This window comes from Sinorhizobium psoraleae (genome assembly GCF_013283645.1).
Taxonomy (GTDB): domain Bacteria; phylum Pseudomonadota; class Alphaproteobacteria; order Rhizobiales; family Rhizobiaceae; genus Sinorhizobium; species Sinorhizobium psoraleae.
Genome location: NZ_JABEKV010000007.1, coordinates 1593 through 25189, shown reverse-complemented (window position 1 = coordinate 25189; position 23597 = coordinate 1593). Strand labels below are relative to the sequence as shown.

The 23597-nt window shown below is 60.9% G+C and carries 22 protein-coding genes and 3 pseudogenes; 8 read left to right on the top strand and 17 right to left on the bottom strand.

The genetic code is table 11. The annotated features are described in order from the left end of the window. Window positions 1–272: 272 nt before the first annotated feature. Window positions 273–494, top strand: a pseudogene (locus ILFOPFJJ_RS36545) (IS110 family transposase); the annotation flags it as partial. Here ILFOPFJJ_RS36545 and ILFOPFJJ_RS36540 read toward each other — a convergent pair. After that, window positions 391–750, bottom strand: a complete 360-nt coding sequence (locus ILFOPFJJ_RS36540) for an AMP-binding protein (protein WP_376741464.1) — start codon at window positions 748–750, stop codon at window positions 391–393. The pseudogene ILFOPFJJ_RS36545 and the gene ILFOPFJJ_RS36540 overlap by 104 nt on opposite strands. A gap of 212 nt (window positions 751–962) precedes the next feature. On the opposite strand from ILFOPFJJ_RS36540, the gene ILFOPFJJ_RS36790 reads away from it, so the two are divergent. The 3 genes and pseudogenes from ILFOPFJJ_RS36790 to ILFOPFJJ_RS36290 all read left to right on the top strand — a co-directional run. Further along, window positions 963–1091, top strand: a complete 129-nt coding sequence (locus ILFOPFJJ_RS36790; RefSeq protein ID WP_446677093.1) for a hypothetical protein — start codon at window positions 963–965, stop codon at window positions 1089–1091. 402 nt (window positions 1092–1493) lie between these two features. Beyond that, a complete protein-coding gene (locus ILFOPFJJ_RS27990) occupies window positions 1494–2906 on the top strand; it encodes a PhoPQ-activated pathogenicity-related family protein (protein ID WP_173513830.1) in 1413 nt (470 codons plus the stop codon). Between the two features lie 70 nt (window positions 2907–2976). Next, window positions 2977–3121: pseudogene (locus ILFOPFJJ_RS36290) on the top strand (VOC family protein); the annotation flags it as partial. 89 nt (window positions 3122–3210) lie between these two features. Here the strand turns inward: ILFOPFJJ_RS36290 and ILFOPFJJ_RS27985 are convergent. The 6 genes from ILFOPFJJ_RS27985 to ILFOPFJJ_RS27965 form a co-directional block, all read right to left on the bottom strand. After that, complete coding sequence (locus tag ILFOPFJJ_RS27985; protein ID WP_173513829.1) at window positions 3211–5397, bottom strand: heavy metal translocating P-type ATPase; 2187 nt, start codon at window positions 5395–5397, stop codon at window positions 3211–3213. After that, window positions 5394–6125 (bottom strand): sulfite exporter TauE/SafE family protein, encoded by a 732-nt coding sequence (locus tag ILFOPFJJ_RS27980; protein WP_173513828.1) that lies wholly within the window; start codon window positions 6123–6125, stop codon window positions 5394–5396. The genes ILFOPFJJ_RS27985 and ILFOPFJJ_RS27980 overlap by 4 nt, the downstream gene beginning before the upstream one ends. A 19-nt stretch (window positions 6126–6144) precedes the next feature. Next, the gene (locus ILFOPFJJ_RS36055; protein ID WP_013845677.1) at window positions 6145–6267 is read right to left on the bottom strand and encodes a hypothetical protein; all 123 of its coding nucleotides are present in this window, start codon (window positions 6265–6267) and stop codon (window positions 6145–6147) included. 153 nt (window positions 6268–6420) lie between these two features. Further along, window positions 6421–6645 carry a hypothetical protein gene (locus ILFOPFJJ_RS27975; protein ID WP_173513827.1) on the bottom strand — a complete coding sequence of 75 codons (225 nt, stop codon included), beginning with the start codon at window positions 6643–6645 and terminating at the stop codon, window positions 6421–6423. A gap of 151 nt (window positions 6646–6796) precedes the next feature. After that, window positions 6797–8461, bottom strand: a complete 1665-nt coding sequence (locus ILFOPFJJ_RS27970; RefSeq protein WP_173513826.1) for a cbb3-type cytochrome c oxidase subunit II — start codon at window positions 8459–8461, stop codon at window positions 6797–6799. Next, window positions 8458–9900, bottom strand: a complete 1443-nt coding sequence (locus ILFOPFJJ_RS27965) for a cbb3-type cytochrome c oxidase subunit I (protein ID WP_173513939.1) — start codon at window positions 9898–9900, stop codon at window positions 8458–8460. Before ILFOPFJJ_RS27965 ends, ILFOPFJJ_RS27970 begins: the two co-directional genes overlap by 4 nt. A gap of 427 nt (window positions 9901–10327) precedes the next feature. Between ILFOPFJJ_RS27965 and ILFOPFJJ_RS27960 the strand changes: the two genes are divergently transcribed. Further along, window positions 10328–10570, top strand: a complete 243-nt coding sequence (locus ILFOPFJJ_RS27960; RefSeq protein WP_173513825.1) for a hypothetical protein — start codon at window positions 10328–10330, stop codon at window positions 10568–10570. A 188-nt stretch (window positions 10571–10758) separates the two neighbouring features. On the opposite strand, the gene groL is transcribed toward ILFOPFJJ_RS27960, so the two are convergent. The 3 genes from groL to ILFOPFJJ_RS27945 form a co-directional block, all read right to left on the bottom strand. Continuing rightward, window positions 10759–12399 (bottom strand): chaperonin GroEL, encoded by a 1641-nt coding sequence (groL, locus tag ILFOPFJJ_RS27955; RefSeq protein WP_173513824.1) that lies wholly within the window; start codon window positions 12397–12399, stop codon window positions 10759–10761. Between the two features lie 81 nt (window positions 12400–12480). Further along, the gene (hemA, locus tag ILFOPFJJ_RS27950; RefSeq protein WP_173513823.1) at window positions 12481–13764 is read right to left on the bottom strand and encodes a 5-aminolevulinate synthase; all 1284 of its coding nucleotides are present in this window, start codon (window positions 13762–13764) and stop codon (window positions 12481–12483) included. A 36-nt stretch (window positions 13765–13800) separates the two neighbouring features. Next, window positions 13801–14409 (bottom strand): SCO family protein, encoded by a 609-nt coding sequence (locus tag ILFOPFJJ_RS27945; protein ID WP_173513822.1) that lies wholly within the window; start codon window positions 14407–14409, stop codon window positions 13801–13803. A 257-nt stretch (window positions 14410–14666) separates the two neighbouring features. Here ILFOPFJJ_RS27945 and ILFOPFJJ_RS27940 point away from each other — a divergent pair, with 257 nt between their 5' ends. The 3 genes from ILFOPFJJ_RS27940 (at window position 14667) to ILFOPFJJ_RS27930 (ending at window position 17133) form a co-directional block, all read left to right on the top strand. Then, complete coding sequence (locus tag ILFOPFJJ_RS27940; protein ID WP_173513821.1) at window positions 14667–15386, top strand: carboxypeptidase regulatory-like domain-containing protein; 720 nt, start codon at window positions 14667–14669, stop codon at window positions 15384–15386. 123 nt (window positions 15387–15509) lie between these two features. Then, window positions 15510–16649 carry a metallophosphoesterase family protein gene (locus tag ILFOPFJJ_RS27935; RefSeq protein WP_085025850.1) on the top strand — a complete coding sequence of 380 codons (1140 nt, stop codon included), beginning with the start codon at window positions 15510–15512 and terminating at the stop codon, window positions 16647–16649. A 13-nt stretch (window positions 16650–16662) separates the two neighbouring features. Then, window positions 16663–17133: a c-type cytochrome gene (locus ILFOPFJJ_RS27930; RefSeq protein ID WP_136509897.1), complete on the top strand. Its 471-nt coding sequence runs from the start codon at window positions 16663–16665 to the stop codon at window positions 17131–17133. A 116-nt stretch (window positions 17134–17249) separates the two neighbouring features. Here the strand turns inward: ILFOPFJJ_RS27930 and ILFOPFJJ_RS27925 are convergent, their stop codons facing one another. The 7 genes and pseudogenes from ILFOPFJJ_RS27925 to ILFOPFJJ_RS27895 form a co-directional block, all read right to left on the bottom strand. Continuing rightward, on the bottom strand, window positions 17250–18524 hold the full coding sequence (locus ILFOPFJJ_RS27925) for an NAD(P)/FAD-dependent oxidoreductase (protein WP_173513820.1): 1275 nt from the start codon (window positions 18522–18524) through the stop codon (window positions 17250–17252). After that, complete coding sequence (locus ILFOPFJJ_RS27920) at window positions 18521–18814, bottom strand: c-type cytochrome (RefSeq protein WP_246299839.1); 294 nt, start codon at window positions 18812–18814, stop codon at window positions 18521–18523. Before ILFOPFJJ_RS27920 ends, ILFOPFJJ_RS27925 begins: the two co-directional genes overlap by 4 nt. 79 nt (window positions 18815–18893) lie before the next feature. Next, window positions 18894–19196: a thiosulfate oxidation carrier complex protein SoxZ gene (gene soxZ / locus ILFOPFJJ_RS27915; RefSeq protein ID WP_173513938.1), complete on the bottom strand. Its 303-nt coding sequence runs from the start codon at window positions 19194–19196 to the stop codon at window positions 18894–18896. Between the two features lie 45 nt (window positions 19197–19241). Then, a complete protein-coding gene (locus tag ILFOPFJJ_RS27910) occupies window positions 19242–19691 on the bottom strand; it encodes a thiosulfate oxidation carrier protein SoxY (protein WP_173513818.1) in 450 nt (149 codons plus the stop codon). A 686-nt stretch (window positions 19692–20377) separates the two neighbouring features. Further along, window positions 20378–20589: pseudogene (locus ILFOPFJJ_RS36285) on the bottom strand (hypothetical protein). Between the two features lie 6 nt (window positions 20590–20595). Beyond that, window positions 20596–23043: a relaxase/mobilization nuclease domain-containing protein gene (locus ILFOPFJJ_RS27900; protein ID WP_173513817.1), complete on the bottom strand. Its 2448-nt coding sequence runs from the start codon at window positions 23041–23043 to the stop codon at window positions 20596–20598. Between the two features lie 3 nt (window positions 23044–23046). Continuing rightward, window positions 23047–23448: a plasmid mobilization protein gene (locus tag ILFOPFJJ_RS27895; protein WP_127518991.1), complete on the bottom strand. Its 402-nt coding sequence runs from the start codon at window positions 23446–23448 to the stop codon at window positions 23047–23049. Between the last annotated feature and the right edge of the window lie 149 nt (window positions 23449–23597).

The window sequence follows — 23597 nt, the reverse complement described above, 5'->3', positions numbered from 1 at the left end:
AAGGCCCGCGCCCGCCAGGTTGACCCGATGACGATCACTTGCGCCAAGGTCGGGGCTTTTTGAATGTGCTCTTCGTGGACGAGCAACAGGAAGGAAGCTCACATGTCGGCGGGAAGGAAGTACATCGGCCTCGACGTTCATCAGGAGACGGTCGCCATTGCGTTGGCCGATGAAGGCGACGACCGGGAGGTTCGCTATTTCGGCACGGTGGCGAACCGACCGGAAGCATTGCACGCAGCGCTGAAGAAAATCGCTCAGGGCGGTTTCGAGCTTTGCGTCTGCTACGAATCCGGCCCTTGTGGCTTGTCATCTATCGCTATCTCCGGAAAGTCGGGATTGACTGTACCGTCATATCGCCATCTGCGATGCCGCGCCGGGCGAGCGATCGGATCAAGACCGACCGCAAGGATGCCCAGATGCTGGCCCGTCAGTTGCGCGCCGGAGAACTCGTTGCCGTCTGGGTTCCCGATGAGGCGCATGAGGCGATTCGGGACGTCGTGCGTGCGCGCCGACAGGCCAAGACAGACCTTTCCGCCGCAAAAGCGGCGTTGGATGGGCACGGGGACTGGCGCCGGCGTAGAGGATGGCGAAGAATGCGACAAAGAAATCGAGCCCGGTCGGGAGCATCAGGGCGACCCGATCGCCCGGCGCGATACCGCGAGCGACGAGTGCGCCGGCAAGCCGGCGCGCTCGCCTGCCGAGGTCAGCATGGGTAAGGGCACCGAGGGTGGTGGTCTCGTCCTCCAGCACGGTAAGGTGCAGCCGCTCTGGATGCAGCGCTTCGTGCCGCTCCAACGCCTCGACCAGTGTACGTGCCTCGGTCGCAGCGGGGACGGTCGGAAGGACGGCGGTCAGGCGTCCGCCGGGAGCGCTTCGTTCGCCCGCCGGTCGGGCCCGGTCCAGCGCCCGCACAAGATCGGACACGGTTTCGGCTTCGGCCACTCGCGGGTGGGTAGCTTCATATGGAAGGCGCGCTCGATCCGCAATGCCAATTTGGTTCGGCCGAGACTGTCGATGCCGAGATCGCGCTCGATCCTGCTCGATGGAGCAACATCGATCGAGCGTGGCTGCTGCGGGTGCAACTCGCGTAGGAATTCCGTGACGATCGCAATCAGGTCGCGAGCGCCCAGATCCTGCCCGTCAACTGCGGCAGGTGAAATCGGCTGCCCAGTTTCCTTCGAAATGGAGAATTACAATAGTGCATTGTGAGACAATCGTCTTGCATATGAGCAAGCCGAGTTCTTCAAGGTGCTCACGCCAACCAGCAGGCCAATTCGGCATCTATTCAATCTGACGCCAAGGCAGAAGAGCCCTCGGCATCCGATTTTGCAACAAGGCACCCGACGCGCCCCTCTGTCTCACGGGCTTGTTAGACGTGCCCCGGGGGGCTTGCCCGATTGCCCTTTCGAAGATGGCGATGCTTTGCACCGCCTGCAGCCTTCCACGGCTAAAAGTGGTGTAGAATACAGCTCTGCAGCACCGGAGCCCTGCTCATGCCGAAGGCAACGCTTGCCGCTATCTTCGCTTCCCTGTTGGCCCTGGTGCAGACGCCATCCGCAGTGGCTCACGGCGAGACAGCGCTTGACCGCTATGTCGCCGCGGCCGACCCGGCCTACCGGTATGAGCTCGTGACGACAATACCGGGCGACGGCTACACGGCGCACGTCCTCGACATGACCTCGCAACAATGGCGCGCGGCGAGGGAGGTTGATAAACCGCTCTGGAGGCATTGGCTGATCATCGTCAGGCCTGAGCGTGTCGAGACCCGCATCGGCGTTCTCGTCATAGGCGGAGGCTCAACCTCGAGCCGTCCGCCAGCGCGCGTCGATCCTTTCCTCACGTCGCTTGCGATCATGACGCGCTCGGTGGTGAGCGAAGTGCGCATGGTGCCGAACCAGCCGCTCACGTTCGCAGGGGAGGAAAGGCCGCGCTCGGAGGACGCGATCATCGCCTATAGCTGGGAGAAGTATCTCAGGACCGGCGATGAGGCATGGCCGCTCCGCCTGCCGATGACGAAGAGCGCGGTCCGGGCGATGGACGCGGTGACCGCGTTTTGTGCCAGCACGCAGGGCGGCGCCACAGTCGTCGATCGGTTCGTGGTCGGAGGCAGATCGAAGCGGGGCTGGACCGCCTGGACCACGGCCGCCGTCGATAAGCGAGTGGTGGCGATCGTCCCGGTGGTGATCGACATGCTGAACATCGAGCCCTCCTTCGAGCACCACTATCGCGCCTATGGACGCTGGGCCTCTGCGCTCGGCCCCTATCAGGAAGCCGGGCTCATGCAATGGCTCGGCGCGGCGCAATTGCGCGAGCTCCTCGCGATCGAGGATCCTTACGCCTATCGTGATCGGCTGACGATGCCGAAGATGATCGTCAATTCGACGGGGGATCAGTATTTCCTGCCGGACTCGTCGCAGTTCTACATCGATGGCCTGAAGGGCGAGACCTATCTGCGCTACGTGCCGAACACCGACCACTCACTGCGCGGTTCGGACGCGGCCGAGAGCGCCCTCGCCTTCTACCAGTCGATCATCGCCGGCCAGGAACGGCCGCGATTTGAGTGGAGCTTCGAAGGGGACGGATCGATCCGTGTCAGGACGCAGACGGAGCCGACGGTCGTGCGATTGTGGCAGGCGGCGAACCCGACAGCACGCGACTTCCGTCTCGAGACGATCGGGCCAGCCTTTCGCAGCTCAGTGCTGAACGACGAAGGGGACGGCGTCAATACGGGCAAGGTGGCGACGCCAGCCCGAGGCTGGATCGCCTTTTTCCTCGAGATGGCGTATCCGAACGAGCTCGGCCATTCGCTCAAGTTTACCACCGGTGTGCGCGTGGTGCCGGAAGTTCTGCCGTTCGAGCCTCCGCGCAGGATGGAAAGCCAAACACCTCCTGCCAAGCGCGAATGATCAGAAGACGCTGTGGGTTGGCAGCTATCCGTGAGAATCGTAGGCAGGCCCACATACTTCGGGAGAACTCATGTTTGACCACGCCAATTCGGAGTCAGCGACTATACAGCGAGCAAAGCGCTCGGACCGCTCGGCGTAGCTGTGGTCCGGAGGGACCGCCTTCGTACGGTGTCGAGCTTAGCCTAAAGGGTAAGGCTTCATTGTGCCTGTATCAGTTTCGGTATTCAGTCATCGGACCGGCGGCAGGCTGAGCGCGGCCGAAGGCTCGTATGACGCCCACACGCACGAGGCGTTTGGCTGAAACTCAACTCCGCTCGACGGCCGGGCCGGCCATTGCGGCAATGCCGGTGCCGTCGTCGATACGCTCCGCTTTGGTGCCGGATCGCTGCTCAGGGATCAACGCTGGAACAGGGTCGGGCAGCCGCTCCAGCCGCAGCGAATTCACCACAACGAGGATGCTCGAGCCGGCCATGACCACCGCCGCAAGGATTGGCTGCAGAAGTCCAAACGCTGCGAACGTCAGCGCGACGAGGTTGTAGCCGAACGCCCACATAAGGTTGGTGAGAATGGTCCTGCGGACCGCGCGGGCCACGTCGACGATCCAGGGCAGCATCCACAATCCATCCGGAGGCAGCACGAGCGCCGCAGTCTCGCGGGCGAGATCGGTGGCGGAGCCGACAGCGATACCGACATCTGCGGCGGCCAGAACCGGCCCGTCATTCAGTCCATCGCCGACCATAGCCACCGAACCGTGGTCATGGCGGAGCCGATCCACGGCCAGCCGTTTGGCCTCCGGCGAAAGGCCCGCTTGAACGTGCTTGATTCCAACCAGGGCCGCGATCCGCTCCGCCGCTTGCGCCAAGTCGCCGGTCAACAGTGTGGCGTCGAGCCCGCGCGCACGCAGGGACGCGATCGCGGCCTGCGCCTCTGGAAGCGGTGAGTCATCGAGCGACAGCACGGCGTGAACCCGCTCGCCCCAACCGACATAGACCACCGAATGACCGCTCGCCTCCAGCGATCGCGCACGCTCGGCCAGCGACGGGGGAAGCGGCCAGCCCAGATCATTCATCAATCTGCCGTTCCCTGCCGCCACGGGCCGGCCTTCGGCGCTGCCGCGGATGCCGCGGCCTGGAACCGTCCGAACATCGCGGGTGACGAGCGGCGTGATATCCTGCTGAGCGGCGGCTGCCGCGATGGCCCGCGCCAGACCGTGCTCGGAAAGGCGCTCCAGACCGGCGGCCCGTGCCAGTACTTCGTCGATGCCGACCTCCTCGCGGTCGACGCCGACGAGACGCGCGTTGCCTGCCGTCAGAGTGCCGGTCTTGTCGAAGGCGAGCAACCGTACACGCGCGAGGGTTTCGAGCGCGCCGGGGTCGCGGACGAGGCAGCCGTGCCGCGCCAGCCGGCCGATGCCGAGTGATGTCGCCATCGGAGCAGCGAGGCCGACGGCACAAGGACAGGCAACCACCAGTACCGAGAGGCCAATCAGCAACGCCCGATCGAACGGCAACGACTGCGCCCAGTAAACGGCCGTCAGACCGCCGAGGGCGAGGACGAGCGGCACGGACACGCCAACGACGCGATCGGCAAGGCGCTGGGTTGGACTGCGACGGCCCAGCGCTTCGCGCACCGACCGGCAAATCCGAGCCCAGCGGGTTGCGGTTCCGTCACCGCTGCTTTGGATCAGGAGCGGACCGTCGATATTGACGCTGCCGGCAATCACCTTGGAGCCGGCGCCCTTTATCACTTGCCTGCTTTCTCCGGTAATCACGGCTTCATCGGTGTTCGATTCCCCCTCGACAACCACGCCGTCGACCGGAATGCGCTCCCCTGGCCGGACCCGCACCAGCATGCCGGCCGACACCTCCCGCACCGGACGGCGGATCTCTGCCGCGCCCTCGACCACGGTCGCGCGCTCGCTTTCTGCAGCCAGAAGAGGTTCGAGGTCGCGCGCCGCCCTTGCGCGGCCAACAGCCTCGAGATAGCGGCCAGCGGTGAATAGCATCAGCACCATCACGGCGGTGTCGAAATAGACATGCGTGCTGCCCTCGAACACGGCAAATGCGGAATAGAGGTAAGCGGCGGCGACGCCAAGGACGATGAGTGCCGACGACGTCACTCGTCCCTGAATGCCATTGTGCCAAATGTCGCGCAGATAGGGTCCGCCGAGAATCACCACCGCCGGCGTCGCGAAGATCCAGAGCAAAAGGTGAACCCACGGCAGCACGCCCGCATCGACACCGGTAAACGCGTCCGAATAGAGGAGGAGGCTGAACATCATGATATTCATGGAGAGAAAGCCTCCCACGCCGAGCTGGATCAGCAGCCAGGCGGCTTCCCACTCTTCGTGCCTGCCGCTCTTCACCTGAAAGGCGATGCAACAGCCGTAGCAGCAGAACGCGCAAGCCTCACCGTTGAGCCTGCGCTCCGTCGGGCGCAGGCCGACGGGCAGCGAACAATGGCTACAGAGGATATCGTCATGCGCAGTCATGCGGGATGTCCGTTCAGCCAGGCAAGGCCGATATGCTGCGCGTGATTAGGCAGGAGACCACGGCCGAGCGTGATGAGACCGAGCAAAAGAATGAAGCCACCAGCCAGCCGCACGCCGCGCCGCCGCGAGGCTGGCCCGAGTATTCGGCCAACGCCGCCCATCATCAGCATCGCGGGGAAGGTTCCCAGTCCGAACCATGCCATGACGAGGAACCCGGGAAGCGCTCCGGCGGTGCTCGCCGCCTGGGCGGCGAAGGCATAAACCAGGGGACATGGCAGGAAGCCGTTGAAAACGCCAAAGGCGAGCGGTGCGGCGCTGCTCCGGGCCGTCAACAGACCGCGCAGGGACAATGCGAATGTACTGCCCCCAAATCCGATCGTAAGGCGATGAAAGACCTGCAGCAAGCCGAAGAACTGCAACGCCATGGCAATCATCAGCAGCCCAGCGACGATCGCGAGAATTCGTTGGCCGATGTCGAGGGAGCCGTTCAAGAGCGGCGCCGCCGTTTGACCTTGCGTGGTGCAGATGACCTGACCGATCGCACCCGCGAGCGCGCCCAGAAAGCAATAGGTTGTCAATCGGCCGGTATTATAGAGCAGGTGGCGAAGGACGGTTGCGCCTCCGCCTCGCTGATCGCGGCCCAGCGCGCAGGCAAAGCCGCCGCACATGCCGATGCAATGAAAGCTGCCTGCAAATCCAGCGGCGAAGATCATGAGGTAGTAGATCATTGGCGTTTTCGCTGCGCCGCTATTGCCGCACAAGATAGAAAAGATAGATGATGAAGCCGACGGTGCAGCCGCCATAGATGAGGAATCCGAGCATCTGCGGCAAGCCGGCGTCAGCGAGCTTGAAGACGGTGTCCTGTAGCATCCGCCTCTCCTATGTCAGCCGAAATAAAGACGAAGCACGTTTATCGCCACCTCGAAGGCCAGGAATAGGAGGTTCAGTGCGGCGACCCCAAGGAGAATTTTGGCTATCAACATCTCCATCACTCCTGTCTTACCGGCCCTTGCGACAGTCTTCCTAGAACAGACGGCCGGGGCCGAGCCCGCCCCAATAAACATACATGTAATACAGACCCCAGGCGAACAGCAGCACGTAGACGACGAGAAGCCATCGCGGAATGAATCCCACACGCGCCTGTATCAGGCCGCCGGCATAGTCTTCCAGTTCAGGGTGCGAGCTTTGACGCACTTCCAGTTCCGGATGCCTCGGGCTCTCCGGATCGCTGCTCTGCAGATCGCTCATGTTCCATTTCCCTTTCAAAAAACCGCTTGGCGGCATTGTCGGTGCCGCTCATCGCGCCGGATAGGACGCCCCAGATGAACAAGAACAGGGCCGCTAGGCTCATCAACATGGCGCCCGCATAGGGTCCGGTGACTTCAAAACCGAGCATGCGCTAACCTCCGCTGGGTGTCTGTTCCTCTCCAGGCGGCGCTGGCGGGCCCGACGCCGGCACCGACGGATCGGGCACATAGGCTCGCTCAGGCTTGTCAGCGACCAGTTCCAAATCGTTCAGCGCCCCGCGGGCCTCCTTCGTAATCGAGAGCGGCTGCAGCGAGAGCGGGTCTTTATAGGCGGAAAGCGCCACCACGAAATAGGAAAGCGCCCACCGGTCCTCGTCCGGAAAGGCATTCCGATAGGACGGCATCGGCGTGCCGCTGAGGCCGGTAGTTATCGTCCGGAAGATGTCTTCGACGGCCGGGCCAGACTTGAACTGGCCGCTGGTGAGGTCGGCCGGCACCATCGGGAAGCCGAGGTCATCCTTGAGACCGGCGGCTTTCTCGCCATCGCCCTTGCCCTCTTGGCCGTGGCACTCCCAGCACTTCGCCGCCTGCCAGACCTCCTTGCCGCGTTCTAGCATCGTCTGGGACGGGGTCGGTGGGCGCCCGATATATAACGGTGGGCCAGGCGGTTCCTCGACGAAGAAGGCGTAAGGAGCGGCGGGATCGGAACGGTCAACCGCTAGCTCATACTTGATGTACTGGATCACCGCCAGCCGATCGTTGAGCGGCAGTTCGTACCAAGGGGGCATTGCCGTGCCGCGGATGCCGCGAGTAATGGTGCGCAGCATGTCGCCGTCCGTCGGCAGGGGCTCCTTTGTCAGCCTGAACTTGAAGACTGCTGACGTGAAATCCCTGGGCCGCTGGTTATACAAAAAGGTGGCGGCCGGCCCGTTGCCGTCGCCCTTGGCACCGTGGCAACCGATGCAGCGGCGCTCATAGACTTCCTTGCCATAAGCAATCCATTCCTCGGAGCGCGGCATCGTCGCATCCATGACCTCCAGGCTTTGCGGCTCGAAAAGGTCACGCCATTTACCCCGGTTCGTGCCAAGCTTCTGGAGGTAGGAAACGAGCGCCGCCACCGATTCCGTCTCCGCCACGATGCTGACGGTTTCTCCTGTGTATTCGTCGTTCGGCGTCAGGATGATCGGCTTTCTTTCGCGCGCCTTCAGCGGCACGAACAGCAATCCGGACGCATTCGGCGTCAGTTGGATCGCTTGCTGGCTGTCAAAGTCGAACAGGCCTTCAGTGACCTCTGTCCTTTCCGGGGTCCGATTGCCAGCGCCATCGTCAACGATACGGACGGTTGCGTCGGGCTCGTGGAAGAGGCCGCGATACGGCGCCATTATCGAGTCCGGCACCAGCATTCGCGGATCGTAGAAGTGCGCCAGGTGCCATTCGTCGCTGTATTTCAGGCCGACGCGCGTCAGGTCCGGTCCGATCCGGCGTGTGCCAAACAGGTGCGGCACGTCATAGGCGTATTCGCCCGCCTCGCTGACCGGTCCCCAGCGGCGGATCTCGCCGGTCACTGGCCGCACGAATTGCGAATGGCAGTACCAGCAGCCTTCGCGCAGGTAAATGTTGCGGCCGCGAAGCTGCTGCTCGGTGTAGTCCGTCGCCTCTGAAACCATCCATTTCAGCTGGCCGAAATCAGTGCGCACCACCGAGGTCACGCGCGTAGTTCGCGAGGACGGCTCCACGAAGGGCAACACGCCCTGCGTGATCACCGCAAGGGTGATGCAGAAGACGCCGGCGAACAGCGCGAAGAAGCGAACGTTCACCGTGCAAGCCCTCCAGCCGGAGCCGGGACAGTCGGCTCCACCGGCCCGCGGACGCGTCGCGCTTCAGCCGCCGGGCTGGTCAGTGCGGTCAGCATCAGGTTCACCACCAGCAGCGACATGCCGATATCCATGCTGATGCCTGACAGGGTCCGCGCCAGCCAGTAGGGCTTCACCCAGACGAGCGAATCGAGCCATTCGACCCCATTCATCCATTGATAACCCTGCTGCAGCCCGCCCGCTGTGAGGACCAGGCCCATGGTCGCGATGCCGACGGTGATCAGCCAGAACGACCAGTTGCCGAGCTTGAATGACCAGAGTTCGCGCCCGAACAGCCGTGGCCAAGTATAGACGAGGCCCCCCATCGCCCAGACGACGAAGGTGCCGAAGACGGTGAGGTGCGAATGCGAGATGACGAAATCGGTGAAATGGGTCGGCTGCTGCAGCTGCCGCAGCGCCTCGGTCGAGCCTTGGAAGCAGCCGACGAGATACATGAGCGAGCCCATGATCAGGAACTTCGCCGGCAGGTTCCTGCCGAACTCATGCCACTTGCCCATCATGGTGCCGAAGAAGTTCACCAGCACCGTCCACACCGGAATGATCAGCAGCATCGACGTGACAACGGCCAAGGTCTCGGCCCAGTCGGCGATCGGGCTGTAGAGGTAATGGTGGATGCCGACGAACGGGTAGAACAATGCCAGGGACCAGAAGCCTACCAGCGAGAGCTTATGGGCATAGAGCGGATTTCGGGCGCTGACCGGCAGGAAATAGTAGATGATCACGTAGCCTGCGGGTGTTAGCCATAGGCCGACGATGTAGTGGAGATAGAGACCATGGAAGGCGGCGCTGTTGATGCCGGAGATCGTGTACGGCAGGATGAAGCTTCCAAGCACGAAGTTCATCGTCGTCCACACGAAAGTAGCGATCAGGTACCATAGCGCGACATAGATCGCCGGCTCGAGCCTTCGACTAATCGTGATCAGGAACTGCGCGGTAGCAATAGCCACCACGATGAAGAAAGCGACCTTCGCGTAGAGCGGAAGCTCTCCGGCTTCCAAACCGTCACTGTCGCCGATCAGCAAGCCGACCAAACCGGCCAGTGTTGCGACGTTCCAGACCCATGCGAGAAGAACCGACCACTCCGACCATATCACCCGCACCCCCGACAGACGCGGCACGAGATAGTAGCAAAGGCCGATGAAAAGTGTCGAGAAGGCGCCGAAGATGACACCGTTGACGTGGACCGGGCGCAGCCGGCCGAAGGTGAGCTCGAGGTTCCCCGATCCGAGATAGTCGGGATAGTTGAAGGTGCTCGAGATCAAAACGCCGACGGATGGCGTCACCATCAGCCAGAACATGCCGAAATAAAGCCAGGTCCGCACGACTCGGTTGTCGACCAGCGCATCCAGGTCCACATTCGCGAAGTTGCCGCGCAGCTCCACCCCAGTCTCTGCCACCGCATAGACCTCCCCCGCGCGGTTCTGGACCGCACGACGACTGCTTCAACCCCACCCTTCCGACATCGAGGGATGACCCCGATGTCGGACTCGCGGCGCGCTCCCTGCAGCCGGTGCCCGTCTGTCAACTAAACTAGTATTTGCGTGGCACCAACACCGAGCCGGTGTTCGACCAGGTGATGTACGCCTTGAGCGCCTTCATCGCCTCCGATTCAAGATCGATCTTCTCGCTGTGGTTCGGCTTCTCGATGCACCAGTAACCCGCTCATCGTCATAGAAGCCACCTCCTTCATGAGGACGAGGGCAACTTTTAAAAATAGAGCCAAAACAGTATCATGTCTAGCCATGACGGAGATCGCGATTATGCAGTTGAGCGATGCGTTGAAAGTTGCCATCCGGAAGGAGAGCGGCCATGCAAAGACATACAAAGGAAGCTTCGGAGCTCAAGGAATTGATCCTCGCGGATCTTCATAAGGAGCCGGGATGCGAGCACGTCACCGATTTTGTGATTCAGCGGCTCGACACCAAGGAGAACGGGGCAAACTGGACTGTCAAATATCTGGATCCTAATCAAGATAAGGTCTGCGAGACCATTCTGATAAACATTGCGCGAATGTTGCAGCTCAACTTCGACCTTCCTGAACGGGAGTCGTGAGAACGATGCGAGCGGGATCGGTGCCCATCGCGCTTCGACATAATTCTTATGCAATCGGGGAATTGGGCGATGGCGGAACCCCACAGCGTTGCACACCGGCAAACCTGCTCCATGACGGCGCCGAAAACCTTCTCTCGGCCTCCAACCTGTCACGGAAGAGCTCTACCACGTTGAACCGGCGGGAGGAGCTAGAAATCAATGTCGAGATTGTCCTCGTGATCGTGGTGGCCGGGAAGCTCGGGCGGCGGCGGGCCAGGCACCTCGCCCACCATCGCCTCCGTCATGATCATGAGACCGGCCATTGAGGCGGCACCTTGAAGTGCTGTGCGCACGACCTTGGCGGGATCGACAATACCGGCCACCAACATATCGCAAAATGTTCCGGCTTGCGCATCGTAGCCCCATCCATAGTCATCTTTTTGTAGAATCTGGGCGGCGAAGAGCGAGCCATCCACGCCCGCATTGGACGCAATCTGTTTCGCCGGCCAGGTTATGGCTTCCCTGACGATGTTGATGCCGGCCTGCTGGTCGAGGTTCTCGGCCTTCAGAGTCCCAATTGCCCTGCTTGCGCGCAGGAGAGCGACGCCACCGCCGGGCACGATGCCCTCCTCTACGGCGGCACGGGTGGCATGCATGGCGTTGCGGATACGGTCCTTCTTCTCCCTGACTTCCGACTCGGTCGCGCCGCCGACTCGGATCACGGCAATCCCGGCGGAGAGCCGTGCCAGCCGCTCCTGAAGTTTTTCGCGATCAAAGTCGGACGTGCTTAGTTCGAGCTGTGCCTTGATCGCAGCGATCCGCGCAGCGATTTCCCCGCTTGACCCGCCTCCTTCCGCAATCGTGGTATTCTGTTTGTCTACCGTAATCTTGCGGGCACGCCCGAGATGGTCGAGTGATATGCTCTCGAGCTTAAGACCTAGATCCTCTGAGATAAGCGTTCCGCCGGTGAGCAGTGCAATGTCTTGCAGGATCGCCTTGCGGAGCTCGCCATAGGCCGGCGCCTTGACAGCCGCCACTTTGAGGCCGCCACGGAGCCTGTTGATAACAAGCGCCGCCCTGGCTTCAGCCTCGATGTCTTCGGCGATGATGAGAAGCGGTTTGTCAGCCTGTACCACCTTCTCCAAAAGCGGCAAAATTTCGCTAAGGCTCGACAGCTTCCTCTCGCAAACGAGGATAAGTGCCTCTTCCATGTCCACCCGCATTTTGTCTCGATTGGTGACGAAATAGGGAGAAATGTAGCTGCGGTCGAACTGAATGCCAGTGATGACTTCGCTTTCGGTTTCGAGCGACCTCCCTTCTTCGATCATAATCACGCCGTCGTTGCCGACCTTCGCCATCGCCTCGGCGATGATGTGGCCGATCTCCCGATCTCCGTTGGCCGAAATTGTGGCGACCTGCGTGATCTCGACGTTTGAAGCGACAGCTCTTGCATTCTGTTTCAACTCCGCGACGACCGCCTCGACCGCACGATCAATCCCGCGCTTCAGGTCCATCGGGTTCATGCCGGCAGTGACCGCCCGCACACCGCCCCTGAGGATTGCGTCGGCGAGGACCACCGCTGTCGTCGTTCCGTCGCCCGCCTGATAGGAGGTTTTGATGGCGACCTGCCTGAGCAACTGAACACCCATATCCTCGAACCTGTCCTCAAGTTCGATTTCCCTCGCGACCGTCACACCGTCCTTGGTGATTTTCGTGCCAAAGGAGCGGTTGATGGCTACGTTTCGACCGCGCGGCCCAAGCGTCACGCCCACAGCGCGCGCAAGCGTATCAATGCCATGCAGCATGCTATCGCGGGCCTGGAAAGCGAGCCTGATCTCCTTGGCCGTCATGTCTCCCTCCCTTTCTTGCGTCGCGCATCGGATGACCGAAGGACGCAATGACGCTTTTTAATTCGCTCGGTCCTTGTAGGGCTACGCGGTGTCTCTTCTTTCCGCCGCAGGGGCGGCACTTTCGCGTGGCAGCCCGAGTTCATCCCAAACCTTGCTGAGCGCGGCCACAAGTTGGCTGATCATGATGTCGTCATGGCACGGAGAGGGCGTGATGCGCAGCCGCTCGGTTCCCCTCGCGACGGTAGGATAGTTGATCGGCTGGATGCAGATGCGATGCTCCGCGAGCAGCATGTCGCTCGCCGACTTGCACTTCGCGGGATCGCCGACTTGCACTGGAACGATGTGACTGCCACTGGCCATGACGGGCAGCCTCGCCCCGATTAGCTCCGCCTTCACTCGCTTGACGCGGTCCTGTTGAGCGTATCGCTCAAAGTGCGACACCTTCAAATGGCGGATCGCGGCGGTCGCCGCGGCACAAATTGGCGGCGGTAAAGCTGAGGTGAAAATGAATCCCGGCGCGTAGGAGCGCACTGCGTCAATGAGCGGGGCGCTTCCCGCAATGTAACCACCAAGGCAGCCGAACGCCTTGGCAAGCGTTCCTTCGATAACATCGACCCGGTGCATGACGCGGTCCCTTTCGGCGATGCCGCCACCGCGCGGGCCGTACATTCCGACGGCATGGACCTCATCGAGGTAAGTCATGGCCCCGTAACATTCGGCAAGATCGCAGATGTGGCGGATCGGAGCGATATCTCCATCCATCGAATAGAGGCTTTCGAACACGATTAATTTCGGCCGCCCCTGCCCGGCCGTCCTCAGCAATTCCTCGAGATGGCCGAGATCATTATGACGGAAGATCCGCTTTTCGCAGCCCGAGTGCCGTATACCCTCGATTATCGAATTATGGTTGAGCGCATCCGAGAGGATGACACAATCGGGGACCAGCTTCGCAATCGTGGGGATAGATGTCTGGTTTGACACATATCCTGAGGTGAAGACCAGCGCTGCTTCCTTGTGATGAAGATCCGCGAGCTCAATTTCCAGCTCGACCAGCGGATGACTGGTTCCGGATATATTACGCGTGCCCCCCGCGCCCGTCCCCAGACGCTTCACGGTTTCAGTCATGGCGCCGATCACACTCGGGTGTTGCGCCATGCCTAGATAGTCGTTGGAACACCAGATAACGACTTCTTTCGACCCGCTCGGTCCGTGCCAGATTGCGCGCGGAAAAATCCCGGCGATCCGTTCGAGGTCTGCGAATACGCGGTACCGATGCTCGGCATGGAGTTGGGCCGTCGCGTCGGCGAAGAAGCGATCGTATCGAGCTGTCACGAACCTTTGAGGGGGAGACAAGCGTTCAGACATGGCCTCCTTGTCTCCGAGTTGCAACCGATTGACGATTCACTCGCGATGCTTCGTCATCACTTGCCGCAGCATATCGGCCATGGAATCACCGGACATTCCGGCCCGCAGGCCACGAACGAACTTGCCCTGAGGGTCCATGACGTAGATGTAGGTGCTGTGGTCGACGATATAGTCGGCGCCTGTTCCCTGCAGATGGCGGTCGCTGTAAGCGCCATATACCTGCGCCACCGCGGCGATCTGCTCCCCGCTTCCGCTCAGTCCCAGGATTCGCCGGTCGATGGCGCCGGTATATTGCCCCATAACAGCGGGCGTATCGCGTTCGGGATCGACTGTGATGAAGATTGGCTGCACCTTCGCTGCCTCGGGGCCAAGCCTGTCGAGAGCGATGGCAATCTCGCTCAGCGTCGTCGGACAAAGACTCGGACAGGAGGTGTAACCGAAGAAGACTAGCATCCATCTGCCGCGGAACTTCGCGTCGCTCACTACGGCGCCACCCGGTTCGATGAGACTGAACGGTCCACCCACGGTGACCGGCGACGCTGCGAATCCAGGCACGGTGCTTACGAATACCGCAGCCGAAATCAATCCATGGAGAACCACGCGTCTGCAGGTCGAAGCCCAAAGCAGATCGTTCCGCCTCTTCATGTCGTGCCTCCTCATCGCGGGCCAACTTCGCTGCACGCTCTCAGCGGCGATGCGAACCGGATGCCTGGCGAGGCCGAAGAACTGCTCCGATAGCTCAGCCTTGCAATGGACACGTAGAGATATGACGCGGCCGGGTGTTTCCCGCTGGCGTCTATCTACATTCGTCGCCAGCCCTGCCAAAATCGCGATTTCGCCTTGATATTAGAATCATTCTGAATGAAAATACAACGTTTCCTTCAAGGCGAGGGAGGCTTGCTGTGACAAAGCACCGCTTCTTCTCTAAATTTCTTGGAACTGCTGCGGTTATGATGATCGCACCGCCGGCCCTATCCTATGAGGTAAGCGCCGTAACCGGAGGCGGGTCCATTGAAGGCGTCATCGTCTATCGCGGCGACGTCCCGACGACCAAGATCATTCCGACGAAGGATGTTGAGGTTTGCGGGCAACCCCGGGACGAACCGCTAATCCGCGTTGGCGCCGATCAGGCGGTCGAAAGCGCGGTTGTATATCTGGTCGACGTCGCGTCGGGAAAGGAATGGCCGGCACCCGGCAAGACGCCCGAGCTGAACAACCTGAAATGCCGCTTCGAACCCCAAGTGCAGGTGATCGCCGCAGGCCCGCTTGACGTGATCAACTCGGACCCGATGCTTCACAACACGCACGGCTATTACGGCAAGCGCACCGCCTTTAACCTGGCCCTGCCGAACAAAGGTCAGCGCATACCGGTTGAATTGCCGCGGCCGGGCACGGTGCGCATCGACTGCGACGCGCATGGCTGGATGGAAGGCTGGATTTACGTGGTGGACAATCCCTACTACGCAGTTACCGGCGCTGACGGCAAGTTTTCCATCACTGACATTCCGCCGGGCGACTACAAGCTCGTGGCAGTGCAGCCCTTTATCGGACCCACGGAAATGCCCGTTAAAGTCGAGGGCGGGAAAGCCACCAAGTTCGATATCGAGCTTAAGAAGAAGTAGCACGAGTAAACGCGTCGGCGTGAGAAACGTAAAAAAGAACAAGAAAAGCACTGACTGGCTTGCATGCCATGTCTGCCTCTGTGGGGCCGAGTTCTTCTTTTCGGCCTGAGAGGAGGATTCGTCATGTCCGACGAGCTTGATCGCATACGTCGCGAAATGCATTCGGTACTGCAACCCGAAGGGGTTCGGCCCGACGACTCACTGAAAATTACCCGCCGCACCTTTATTCACGGATCCCTGGTATTCGGCGCGGCAACTGTCGGCCAGGCCTTCGCCTGGTGGCCGCTGCTCAACACGCTCGACATCGCGCACGCGGCCGAGACGCCCTTCAAGTTCGCCTGGATCTCCGACACCCATCTCTATCCAAGATCCCTGAACACACGCTTCGTAGACAAGGTGGTGCGTGCGGCCCAAGAAGTCCAGGCGATGGATCCGCCGGCCGATTTCCTGATTTTCGGTGGTGACCTGGCCCAACTTGGAAAGATCGAGGAGTTGGAACTCGGCGTCGACCTATTGAAGGAGATCAAGATCCCGAAACATTACATCCCCGGCGAGCACGATTGGTACCTCGACATGGGCAAGAAATGGGGCGAGCTGTTTGGCCAGCCCAACTGGACCTTCGATCATAAGGGTGTGCGCTTCATTGGCCTCGACACCGTCAGCCGCGGACCGGACTATTGGACGGCCAAGAACATGACGCCCGAGGAGCGCATGGGCCATATGGCCACACTCGACGGCACCGTCGCCGGACCATGGGCGGGCGTCGGCCGGGATCAGCTCGACTGGATGGAAAAGACCCTCGCCGACTGGGACAAGCAGCGCCCAGTCGTCATCTTCAGCCACAACCCCCTCTACGAGTATTATCCGCCGTGGAATTTCTGGGTGCGTGACTGGCGTGAAGTCCATGAGGTGCTGAAACCCTATGCCAAGGTCACGAACATTCACGGTCACGTGCACCAGGTCCTCTACAACGAGATCGGGACGTTGCGCTCGATTGGGATGTTGGCGACGTCCTGGCCTTGGCCCTATGCGCCGGAGGGGTTGCCGAAGCTCACCAAGCCTATGATTCGTGTCGACCCCGGCGATCCTTATGATGGTGTTGGCTGGAGCAAGATCGACGTGGCGGCCAACGACCAGTTGGAGACGGAATATATCATGTGGGGGCGCAAGGAAGTCTTCGTGCAGTCCCCGGAAGACCATGACAAGCATGTTTCGGAGGTTATTCGCCCGAGGATCGCCGACAACATGTGGCCATATCGTTAGCGGAGGGAGGGTCATGACAACCCATTCGAAAATCCGCTGTTCACTGCGGCGCTTCGGCTTGGTGGGGGGAATTGCCATTGCCGCCGTTTTCGCGGGACCGACCAGCGCCCATAAAGATCCGGTAAAGCAGGAGCAGCTGAAGCTCTACCAAGAAGTGTTCATGGAAGAGGTCAGGAAGGGTGACCTTCTCTTCCATGGCGACCAGAAGATGGCCGAGCAGCTAGGTGTTGCCGACGACCTCTCGAAAACTGGCATGGCCTGCGCGATGTGTCATCCCATGGCGTCCGACACACACCCCCAATCCTTCCCGAAGTTCCAGGCGCAGATCGCTAAGTTCGCTACCCTCCGCGACATGATCAACTGGTGCATCGAGAAGCCGAACCAGGGTGTGAAGATCGATCCGGAATCCGAGGCAATGAAGGCGCTCGAAGCGTACATCACATGGTCCAACACTGGTTCGGTGCTGCAGCCAGGCAAGTTTTAAGGCGGCCGCTGTTCGAACGTCATGGCCGGATCGAACGTTACGAATGCGATGCGGCTCCAGTGCCTGCCAGACCCGGATCCACCAGAGATCGCTGGTCGGCAGGTTCAGGTATTCCTTCAGGAGCCTCCGCCAAACACGTCCGCAGTGAAGGCGGAATACCAGCCCACGGCGTGATGGGCGGTGCGGCGGCGGGCTTCAACGCTCTCGCCCACCTTGCTGATGAACATTTTGACGGTTTTTATCCTTCCGCCCTCGGGTGCGAAGGTGAGAGCATTGGTGAAAGCGTCGTCGGGCGCTAGAAACGTGTAGCACGAGTTGAACAGGTGCGGCGGAAACTGAGGCGAGCCCGTGAGGGAAGCCGCAATGGCAAAAGCGCATGCTTTGGCCTGGCTGTTGGCAGAGAAGGCGGACTTCGGCATGTCGCCGCCGATAATTGAGTCGCCAACGACATGGATGCCGGGCTGCAACGTCGACTCGAACGTCACAGGATCGACCGGGCACCAGCCGGATGCGTCAGTGAGACCTGCCTTCTCGCCGATGAGCCCCGCCTTCTGAGCCGGAATAATATTGGCGACCGCCGCCCTGAACGTCTCGCCTTCTGTCACCACCGATCGCGCCGCAACATCTACGGCCTTGATTGCCCCGGTGAACTGAGACGGTAGCCTTTCAATCATGCCCGGATAGTGGCGCGACCACGCGTCCTGAAACAGTTCCTGACCCGAAAACTTATCCTTCGCGTCGAGAATGAGTATCTTCGATTTCGGCTTGAACTGCTTGAAATAGTAGGCGACCAGCGAGGCCCGCTCATATGGGGCCGGCGGGCAGCGGAACGGGTTTGGAGGCGCAGCGATAACGAACACACCGCCGTCGTCCATGCTTTCGAGTTGCCGGCGCAGCAGTTCACTCTGGGGTCCGGCAATCCAGGCATGCGGCATGATCTTTGCCGCAGACTCATCATAGCCCTCGATCTCGCCGAACTTGAAGGCGATCCCCGGGGCGACGACGAGGCGGTCATAGGCGAGCTTTGTGCCGCCGCGAAGTTCGACAATCTTTCCTGCGGGGTCGATCGCCACCGCGCTGTCGCGAATGATCGTTATGCCGCGGCCTTCGGCCAGCGTCTCCAAGTCGAAGGTCAGGGATGCGAGCGAGCGAAGACCGGCAAGATAGAGGTTGCTGAAGAAGCAAGTGACGTGGGTGGGGTTCGGTTCGACCAGTGTAACGTCAATCGACTTCATGTCCGCGAGGTATCGGGCAACCGTTGCGCCGCCGATGCCGCCGCCGATCACTACAACCTTAGCCCGTCCCTGACCGCGAACAACGTGTGGTGCAGCCACCGCCAGCAGCGCTCCTCCGATCAGGCCGCCGATCTGGCGACGCGTCCAATCCGTCACGGCTGCCTCCCGGCGTTGGCTCTGTTAGCGAGATAGCGCGCCGTTGCGGCCAGTTCGTCGTCACTGAGTGACAATGCGACCGCATGCATCACAAGGCTGGGGCTTTCACTTGCACGAAAGGCGAGCATGGCTTTCACGATAGCCTGTTCGTCCAATGCTGCAATCGGCGGGATGGCCTGCCCGCCGCCAGTCGGGTCGTGACAGGACGCGCAGGTCGCGGCGATCTGCGCGCCTTGGCTGACGTCCGCAGGAGCGGAACTTTCGGGAAAAAACAGGATCGCGGAAAGCAAAAGACTAAGCAACCACCGGATTTCGGCTGCGAGACCCTTCGCACGCGAGACAATCCCGGCCGCCCGTTTCCGCTTCATGTCAGGTGACCACTATATCGTGAAACAGCGAATAAGTCGCGCCGCCGTCCTCCCGCCAGGAGAACTCAAGGCGACCGTTTTCCGTCGCGAGCAACTGGAACTCAAGGAACGGATTGGCCGAGACGGCTTCGTGCAGATCGGTACGGAAGACCTCGAGCCCGCCGTAGCGGCAGACGAACTGATTAATGATCTTCCGTGGGATCGTCTTGCCTGCGGAATCGGTGCGCAGCCCCGTCTCCATCTGGTGCTGGATGATGGCCTTGACCGTGAACACCTCGTTTCTTGCCACCGAGCCTGGGACCATCACGCGGGGTATGGGAGTGGTCACGCCTACCTCCTTGCGTAACTTTCAGAGACAGCCATTGGTGGCGACCGTCACCCAGGCCTTTGCCATCAGCAGGCTACCGTCACTCATCTCGGCAAGTGCCAGCACATGTTGCGGGGCGGCTAGCCGGACGCGCGTCGAGACGCGGGGAAGGCTGCGCCCGGGAACGAAATGGAACTGTACCACTTCGACGAGCGGGTTCTTCGGAGCGAATACACGGACCGATTTGACGTGGTCGGCCTCGGTCATCGGACTATCGACCGAGATGCTCATAGGCACGGTATAACCGGTCGAGAATTCCGCCGGCATCACCAGGCGAAGCCGGTTCGAAGGCGTTGCCTTCCGCCCGGTCAAACGGAGGAGAAAGTCCTCTACCTCATCCGCTCCCCGGGTATGCTTCGGCGCCAGCAAGGCAACCGCACATGCCACTGTCCCGATTGTGCTGGCCAGCATATGACGTCGCGTCAGGCTCATCGCTGTGTCTCCGGGCGGCTTGCACGCAGTCAAAAGGAATTTCCTGCCGATCAAACGTCGCCACCGCGGTTCTGGAAAAGAATACACCCTGTCCATTGCCCCGTAAATTGCGCACGATCCCAGAGTCTGTCGGCATCACATTGAAGCATGCCGCGCATTACTGACTGCGGCGATTATCGAACTTAACCATATCGCTTCGTTGGGGTGGCAGGCACTGGTCGACCAAAAAGCGCGCGAGGGACAGGCCCTGGATTTGCGCAACGTCATTTACAGGAAGGACGATATTGGAGCACGAGGAGACAACCGGAAGTGCCGAATCACGAACTCGCTGCTGAATCAAACCCGGTCACGAGGACAGCGGCGAGTATCAGACCCTATCAGCCAAAAGCATAAAATCCCCGCGGGGTAGACGGGCTGATGATTGAGTTATGCCGGAATTGGTTGCCGGGCCATTGCGCGTAAGATGGTCTCGGCTTGGATCATTTCATAGCATCTCAGCAGATCTCTCGTCACGCAGCGATAACGACAACGCCCCAATTTCGCGGGCGTCACCCTGAACGGCGGCTTCGTCGCGCCTAGCGGGCGGCCAGGGATCTTCTTCTCGACGTCTGTTCACCACCCAAAGCAGTCAGGTCCGGGCGATAAGATCGGCGCGATAGACGCCGATCTCGAAAAAAGAAGTGAGCTTAGAAGGGCCAGAAGCCGGCAAGATAGGTTGCGGTATCATCGAGCCAAACGATCATGTCGCGATACCATGCTATAGCCGAGTCATAGACGACCTGGACGACGCCTAAAAACATCACAAACTCGATAATCACACCCAAGAACTTCCCGAACCCTTCGTCGCCTTTGGGGTCGTTGCTCCGGATGACGTGTTGTGGCGGTTATCGTTCAGCATGTCCCTTTAGCGATCCCGGTCGTCGCGGTCGCGTTCCCTCTGTTCCATCTGCTCCCGCTCAAGGTCCTCGAGTCGAGGAATATGCTGTTGTGCAGGGTCCGTCCGTGTCGCTTCTCCGCCGGGTTGAGCGGCTTCCTTATCCTTAGTTAGACGATCTTGCAGGCGATTTGTAGCATCGACGGCTGAAGCCAGCTCGTGAACGGCTCGCGCGTCGTCGTCAATCGGCTGCCGATCCTCTTGCTGGGCACGCAAATCCCGCTGCTGTTCGTCGACTGTCTCAGCATTCGTCGGTGCCTTGTCCTTCACATCCTCCGGACGATCGGACTTGTTTTCCTCCTGCTGAATTGCCCGTTGTAAGCCACGATCCTGCTCGGCAACTTCCCGAACGTAACTGTTTCCCTCGATAGCCAACTGCGCAGCCCGCCCCAAAGCTTGATTGAGCCCGGCCTGCATTCCCTCCTTGCGGTCGGCCGAAAACTCGCCGGCCTCGATCTGATCAAGTCCCTCTCGGTAGTGCTCGATTTCGATCATGGCCTCGTTGCCGGCCTCAACAACAGCCTCGCCGTGCTTGGCGACCGCAGCGTCCCACTCGTCGTTGGCCGGATCACGCGGCTCGCTGCGAGGCGCTTCGCTACCTTGCTCCGCCAATGCCTCTTTGCGCTTCTCGTAGAGGTCCACCAGCTCAGGCTTCTGATTGACGAAATCTCGGGCCAGGCCGGCTATCTCGTCAAAGTCCGCCCGATCGTCTGCCGAGACCGACCGCTCCAACTTGAACAAGGCCGTCTCGACCTTCTTCTCGTAGGTCTCAAACTCTGCTCGTGACATTTCGCGCAATTCCTGACCCTCCAAAACCATCTCCTGCAATGTAGCCAAATTGATGCGGAAGTTCGATCCAAAATCCGCGCGTATGACAGTGCCGCTCGTTTCCGTCTGCGCTGTCGAAACGCTTGATTCTAAATACTTTTGATGCTGCGTGGCATAGGCCACGGTCTGACGATCACCACCCGCCAGAGCGACCTTCTGCCACGATTCCTGCACCTTTATGATGTACTGCCGGCTCCGATCGCTCTTCGCGATCGTACGTCGGCCGCTACGCTTGGCGTCGTATCGCGCCTGTGCCGCCTCGCTCGTCCCGACATGCTCTGTGCGGCCTTCGCGGCTCACCGGCCGGACCTGGGTGCGCGTGAATGCCGGCGAGGTGGCAAACTCGCGCCGGTCCGTCATTTCCATCTGAATGCCGTGCTCCCGCGCCCTCTCTGCCATCACCGATCGCCATTCGCGAAACACGGCAGGCGTCGTCTCGATTCGATCACCGGAATCCGATTTCATCGCCACGATGGCATGGGCATGCACATGCGGACGTTTACCCCCCTCCCCTGCCTCTTTCGGATCGCTGGCGGGATCGTGCATGGCGAAGACATACCTGTGGCCCGCAAACTGATGCGCCAGAAAGTCGCGAGCCGCGGCTTCGAAGGCGGTGACATCGGTTCCGGCCCGAGCCGACATGATGACGTGCATCACGTCGCGGCTTTTGCGGCTGTGGAGCTCGCCGCGCCATTCCTTCTGCACTAGGTCGCCCGCGTTCTTCTCATTCGCTATCGGCTGGCCGCGATCGTCGCGGACGTCGTCATGCCGATCGACCAGCCCGCGCAAGCGGCTGGCGCCGAACTCGACGCCATTTCCGTGGCCATGAAAGGAGAACTTCGCAGCAGCCTCGCCCGCGGCCGCGCTGGCGTCGTATCGGCCCTGGATGATGCCAGCCGCCTTCGCGTCGCCCGTCAGCCGTTCCCCCTGCCCGCTTCGCAATACGACGAGTCCCTGAATGCTCACCGAGCCGCCCTCGTTTTTCGCAATCGCATAGGCATAGCGCCGGTCGCCAAAGCCGCTCGTGAGGGTGATCCTCACCTGCTCGTGCAATGCCTCGTCCGATGCAAAGCCGGACGCTGCGATTTCGACGGAAAAACTGCCAATGTCGCGGCTTTCTGCGCGGTTTTGAAAAAGGTGGTCCCAATCGCCACGGATGCGCGCCAATTCCTCCCGCCCCTCGAGGATCCTGCCGCTTTCATTCTCCACCTTCAGCTCGCCGCCACGGGACACATAGTTCAGCATCGCACCGACCCGAGCACCGCCGCCATAAGACGCGATTTTGACGACTGCCGGCTGGCTTCCCTTTGCGATGGCCGCTAGCCGCGCCTCCATCGGGCGGGCGACCGTCGTCGCCGACGTCGCCTGCGCTCGAGGAGCCCCCCTCCCCTTCGATGCGGATCCATGAACACCCGAAGCGCCGCCCGAGCCTCCGCCGCCACCTGCAGCGCCGAGTTGAGCCAACTGCTTCAGGCGCTTTCGCATCTCTTCTTCTGCCGAAGCGCCTCGCCCGCCAGACGACATTTCGTGCAGCAGCGCTGCGCGCCGCTGCTCCCATTCGCTGGTGAATGCGCCGAAGAAGATTTCCAAAGGCTACTTCTCCCCTCGACGCTGATAACCAGCTCGCCGCGTCAGAGCACGCAGCTCGCTCATCACGGCCGCTTGAACCCGCTGCACGTTCTCCAGGTTGATGTCCAATTCGCTCGGGTGGACACCACGGCCGCTGTTGAGCGCCCTCGCAACCTGGTTCAGGTTGATCCCGATCATCCGCATGTCTTCAAGAAGAGCCGCCATGACCAGGCGGTCATCGCCGGTCAGCATCGGCCGAACCCCTGCCCCTTCCAGAAGCAGCGACCGGAAAAAGCTGGATACCGTCATGTCGGCATCCTCGGCGGCCTTCTCGATCGCCGCATGTTCGTCACCCGTGACGCGGACATGCACAGTGCGATCTTTCTTTGCCGGCTCGAGAAGAGCGTTGAATTTCCCGTCATCCATTTGGCCGTTGGCCCCCTACTGGCGCTTGCGTCAGATGATCGAGGGCTCGTCCCTCGATTGCAGGAAAAGGGCGTAGCACATTTTTCCGTATCCTGCCTCTCCAGCCTCTCCAGCCTCTCCAGCCTCTCCAGCCTCTCCAGCCTCTCCAG

What these genes read in the sequence shown, in the direction of transcription:
- ILFOPFJJ_RS27935 (WP_085025850.1), top strand. Translation starts at nt 15,510, where the DNA reads ATGTCCGACGAGCTTGATCGCATACGTCGCGAAATGCATTCGGTACTG.
- ILFOPFJJ_RS27930 (WP_136509897.1), top strand. Translation starts at nt 16,663, where the DNA reads ATGACAACCCATTCGAAAATCCGCTGTTCACTGCGGCGCTTCGGCTTG.
- ILFOPFJJ_RS27985 (WP_173513829.1), bottom strand. Translation starts at nt 5,397, where the DNA reads ATGACTGCGCATGACGATATCCTCTGTAGCCATTGTTCGCTGCCCGTC.
- ILFOPFJJ_RS36055 (WP_013845677.1), bottom strand. Translation starts at nt 6,267, where the DNA reads ATGCTACAGGACACCGTCTTCAAGCTCGCTGACGCCGGCTTGCCGCAG.
- ILFOPFJJ_RS27960 (WP_173513825.1), top strand. Translation starts at nt 10,328, where the DNA reads ATGCAAAGACATACAAAGGAAGCTTCGGAGCTCAAGGAATTGATCCTC.
- ILFOPFJJ_RS27910 (WP_173513818.1), bottom strand. Translation starts at nt 19,691, where the DNA reads ATGAGCCTGACGCGACGTCATATGCTGGCCAGCACAATCGGGACAGTG.
- soxZ (WP_173513938.1), bottom strand. Translation starts at nt 19,196, where the DNA reads ATGGTCCCAGGCTCGGTGGCAAGAAACGAGGTGTTCACGGTCAAGGCC.
- ILFOPFJJ_RS27945 (WP_173513822.1), bottom strand. Translation starts at nt 14,409, where the DNA reads ATGAAGAGGCGGAACGATCTGCTTTGGGCTTCGACCTGCAGACGCGTG.
- ILFOPFJJ_RS36790 (WP_446677093.1), top strand. Translation starts at nt 963, where the DNA reads ATGGAAGGCGCGCTCGATCCGCAATGCCAATTTGGTTCGGCCGAGACT.
- ILFOPFJJ_RS27990 (WP_173513830.1), top strand. Translation starts at nt 1,494, where the DNA reads ATGCCGAAGGCAACGCTTGCCGCTATCTTCGCTTCCCTGTTGGCCCTG.
- ILFOPFJJ_RS27895 (WP_127518991.1), bottom strand. Translation starts at nt 23,448, where the DNA reads ATGGATGACGGGAAATTCAACGCTCTTCTCGAGCCGGCAAAGAAAGAT.
- hemA (WP_173513823.1), bottom strand. Translation starts at nt 13,764, where the DNA reads ATGTCTGAACGCTTGTCTCCCCCTCAAAGGTTCGTGACAGCTCGATAC.
- groL (WP_173513824.1), bottom strand. Translation starts at nt 12,399, where the DNA reads ATGACGGCCAAGGAGATCAGGCTCGCTTTCCAGGCCCGCGATAGCATG.
- ILFOPFJJ_RS27980 (WP_173513828.1), bottom strand. Translation starts at nt 6,125, where the DNA reads ATGATCTACTACCTCATGATCTTCGCCGCTGGATTTGCAGGCAGCTTT.
- ILFOPFJJ_RS27975 (WP_173513827.1), bottom strand. Translation starts at nt 6,645, where the DNA reads ATGAGCGATCTGCAGAGCAGCGATCCGGAGAGCCCGAGGCATCCGGAA.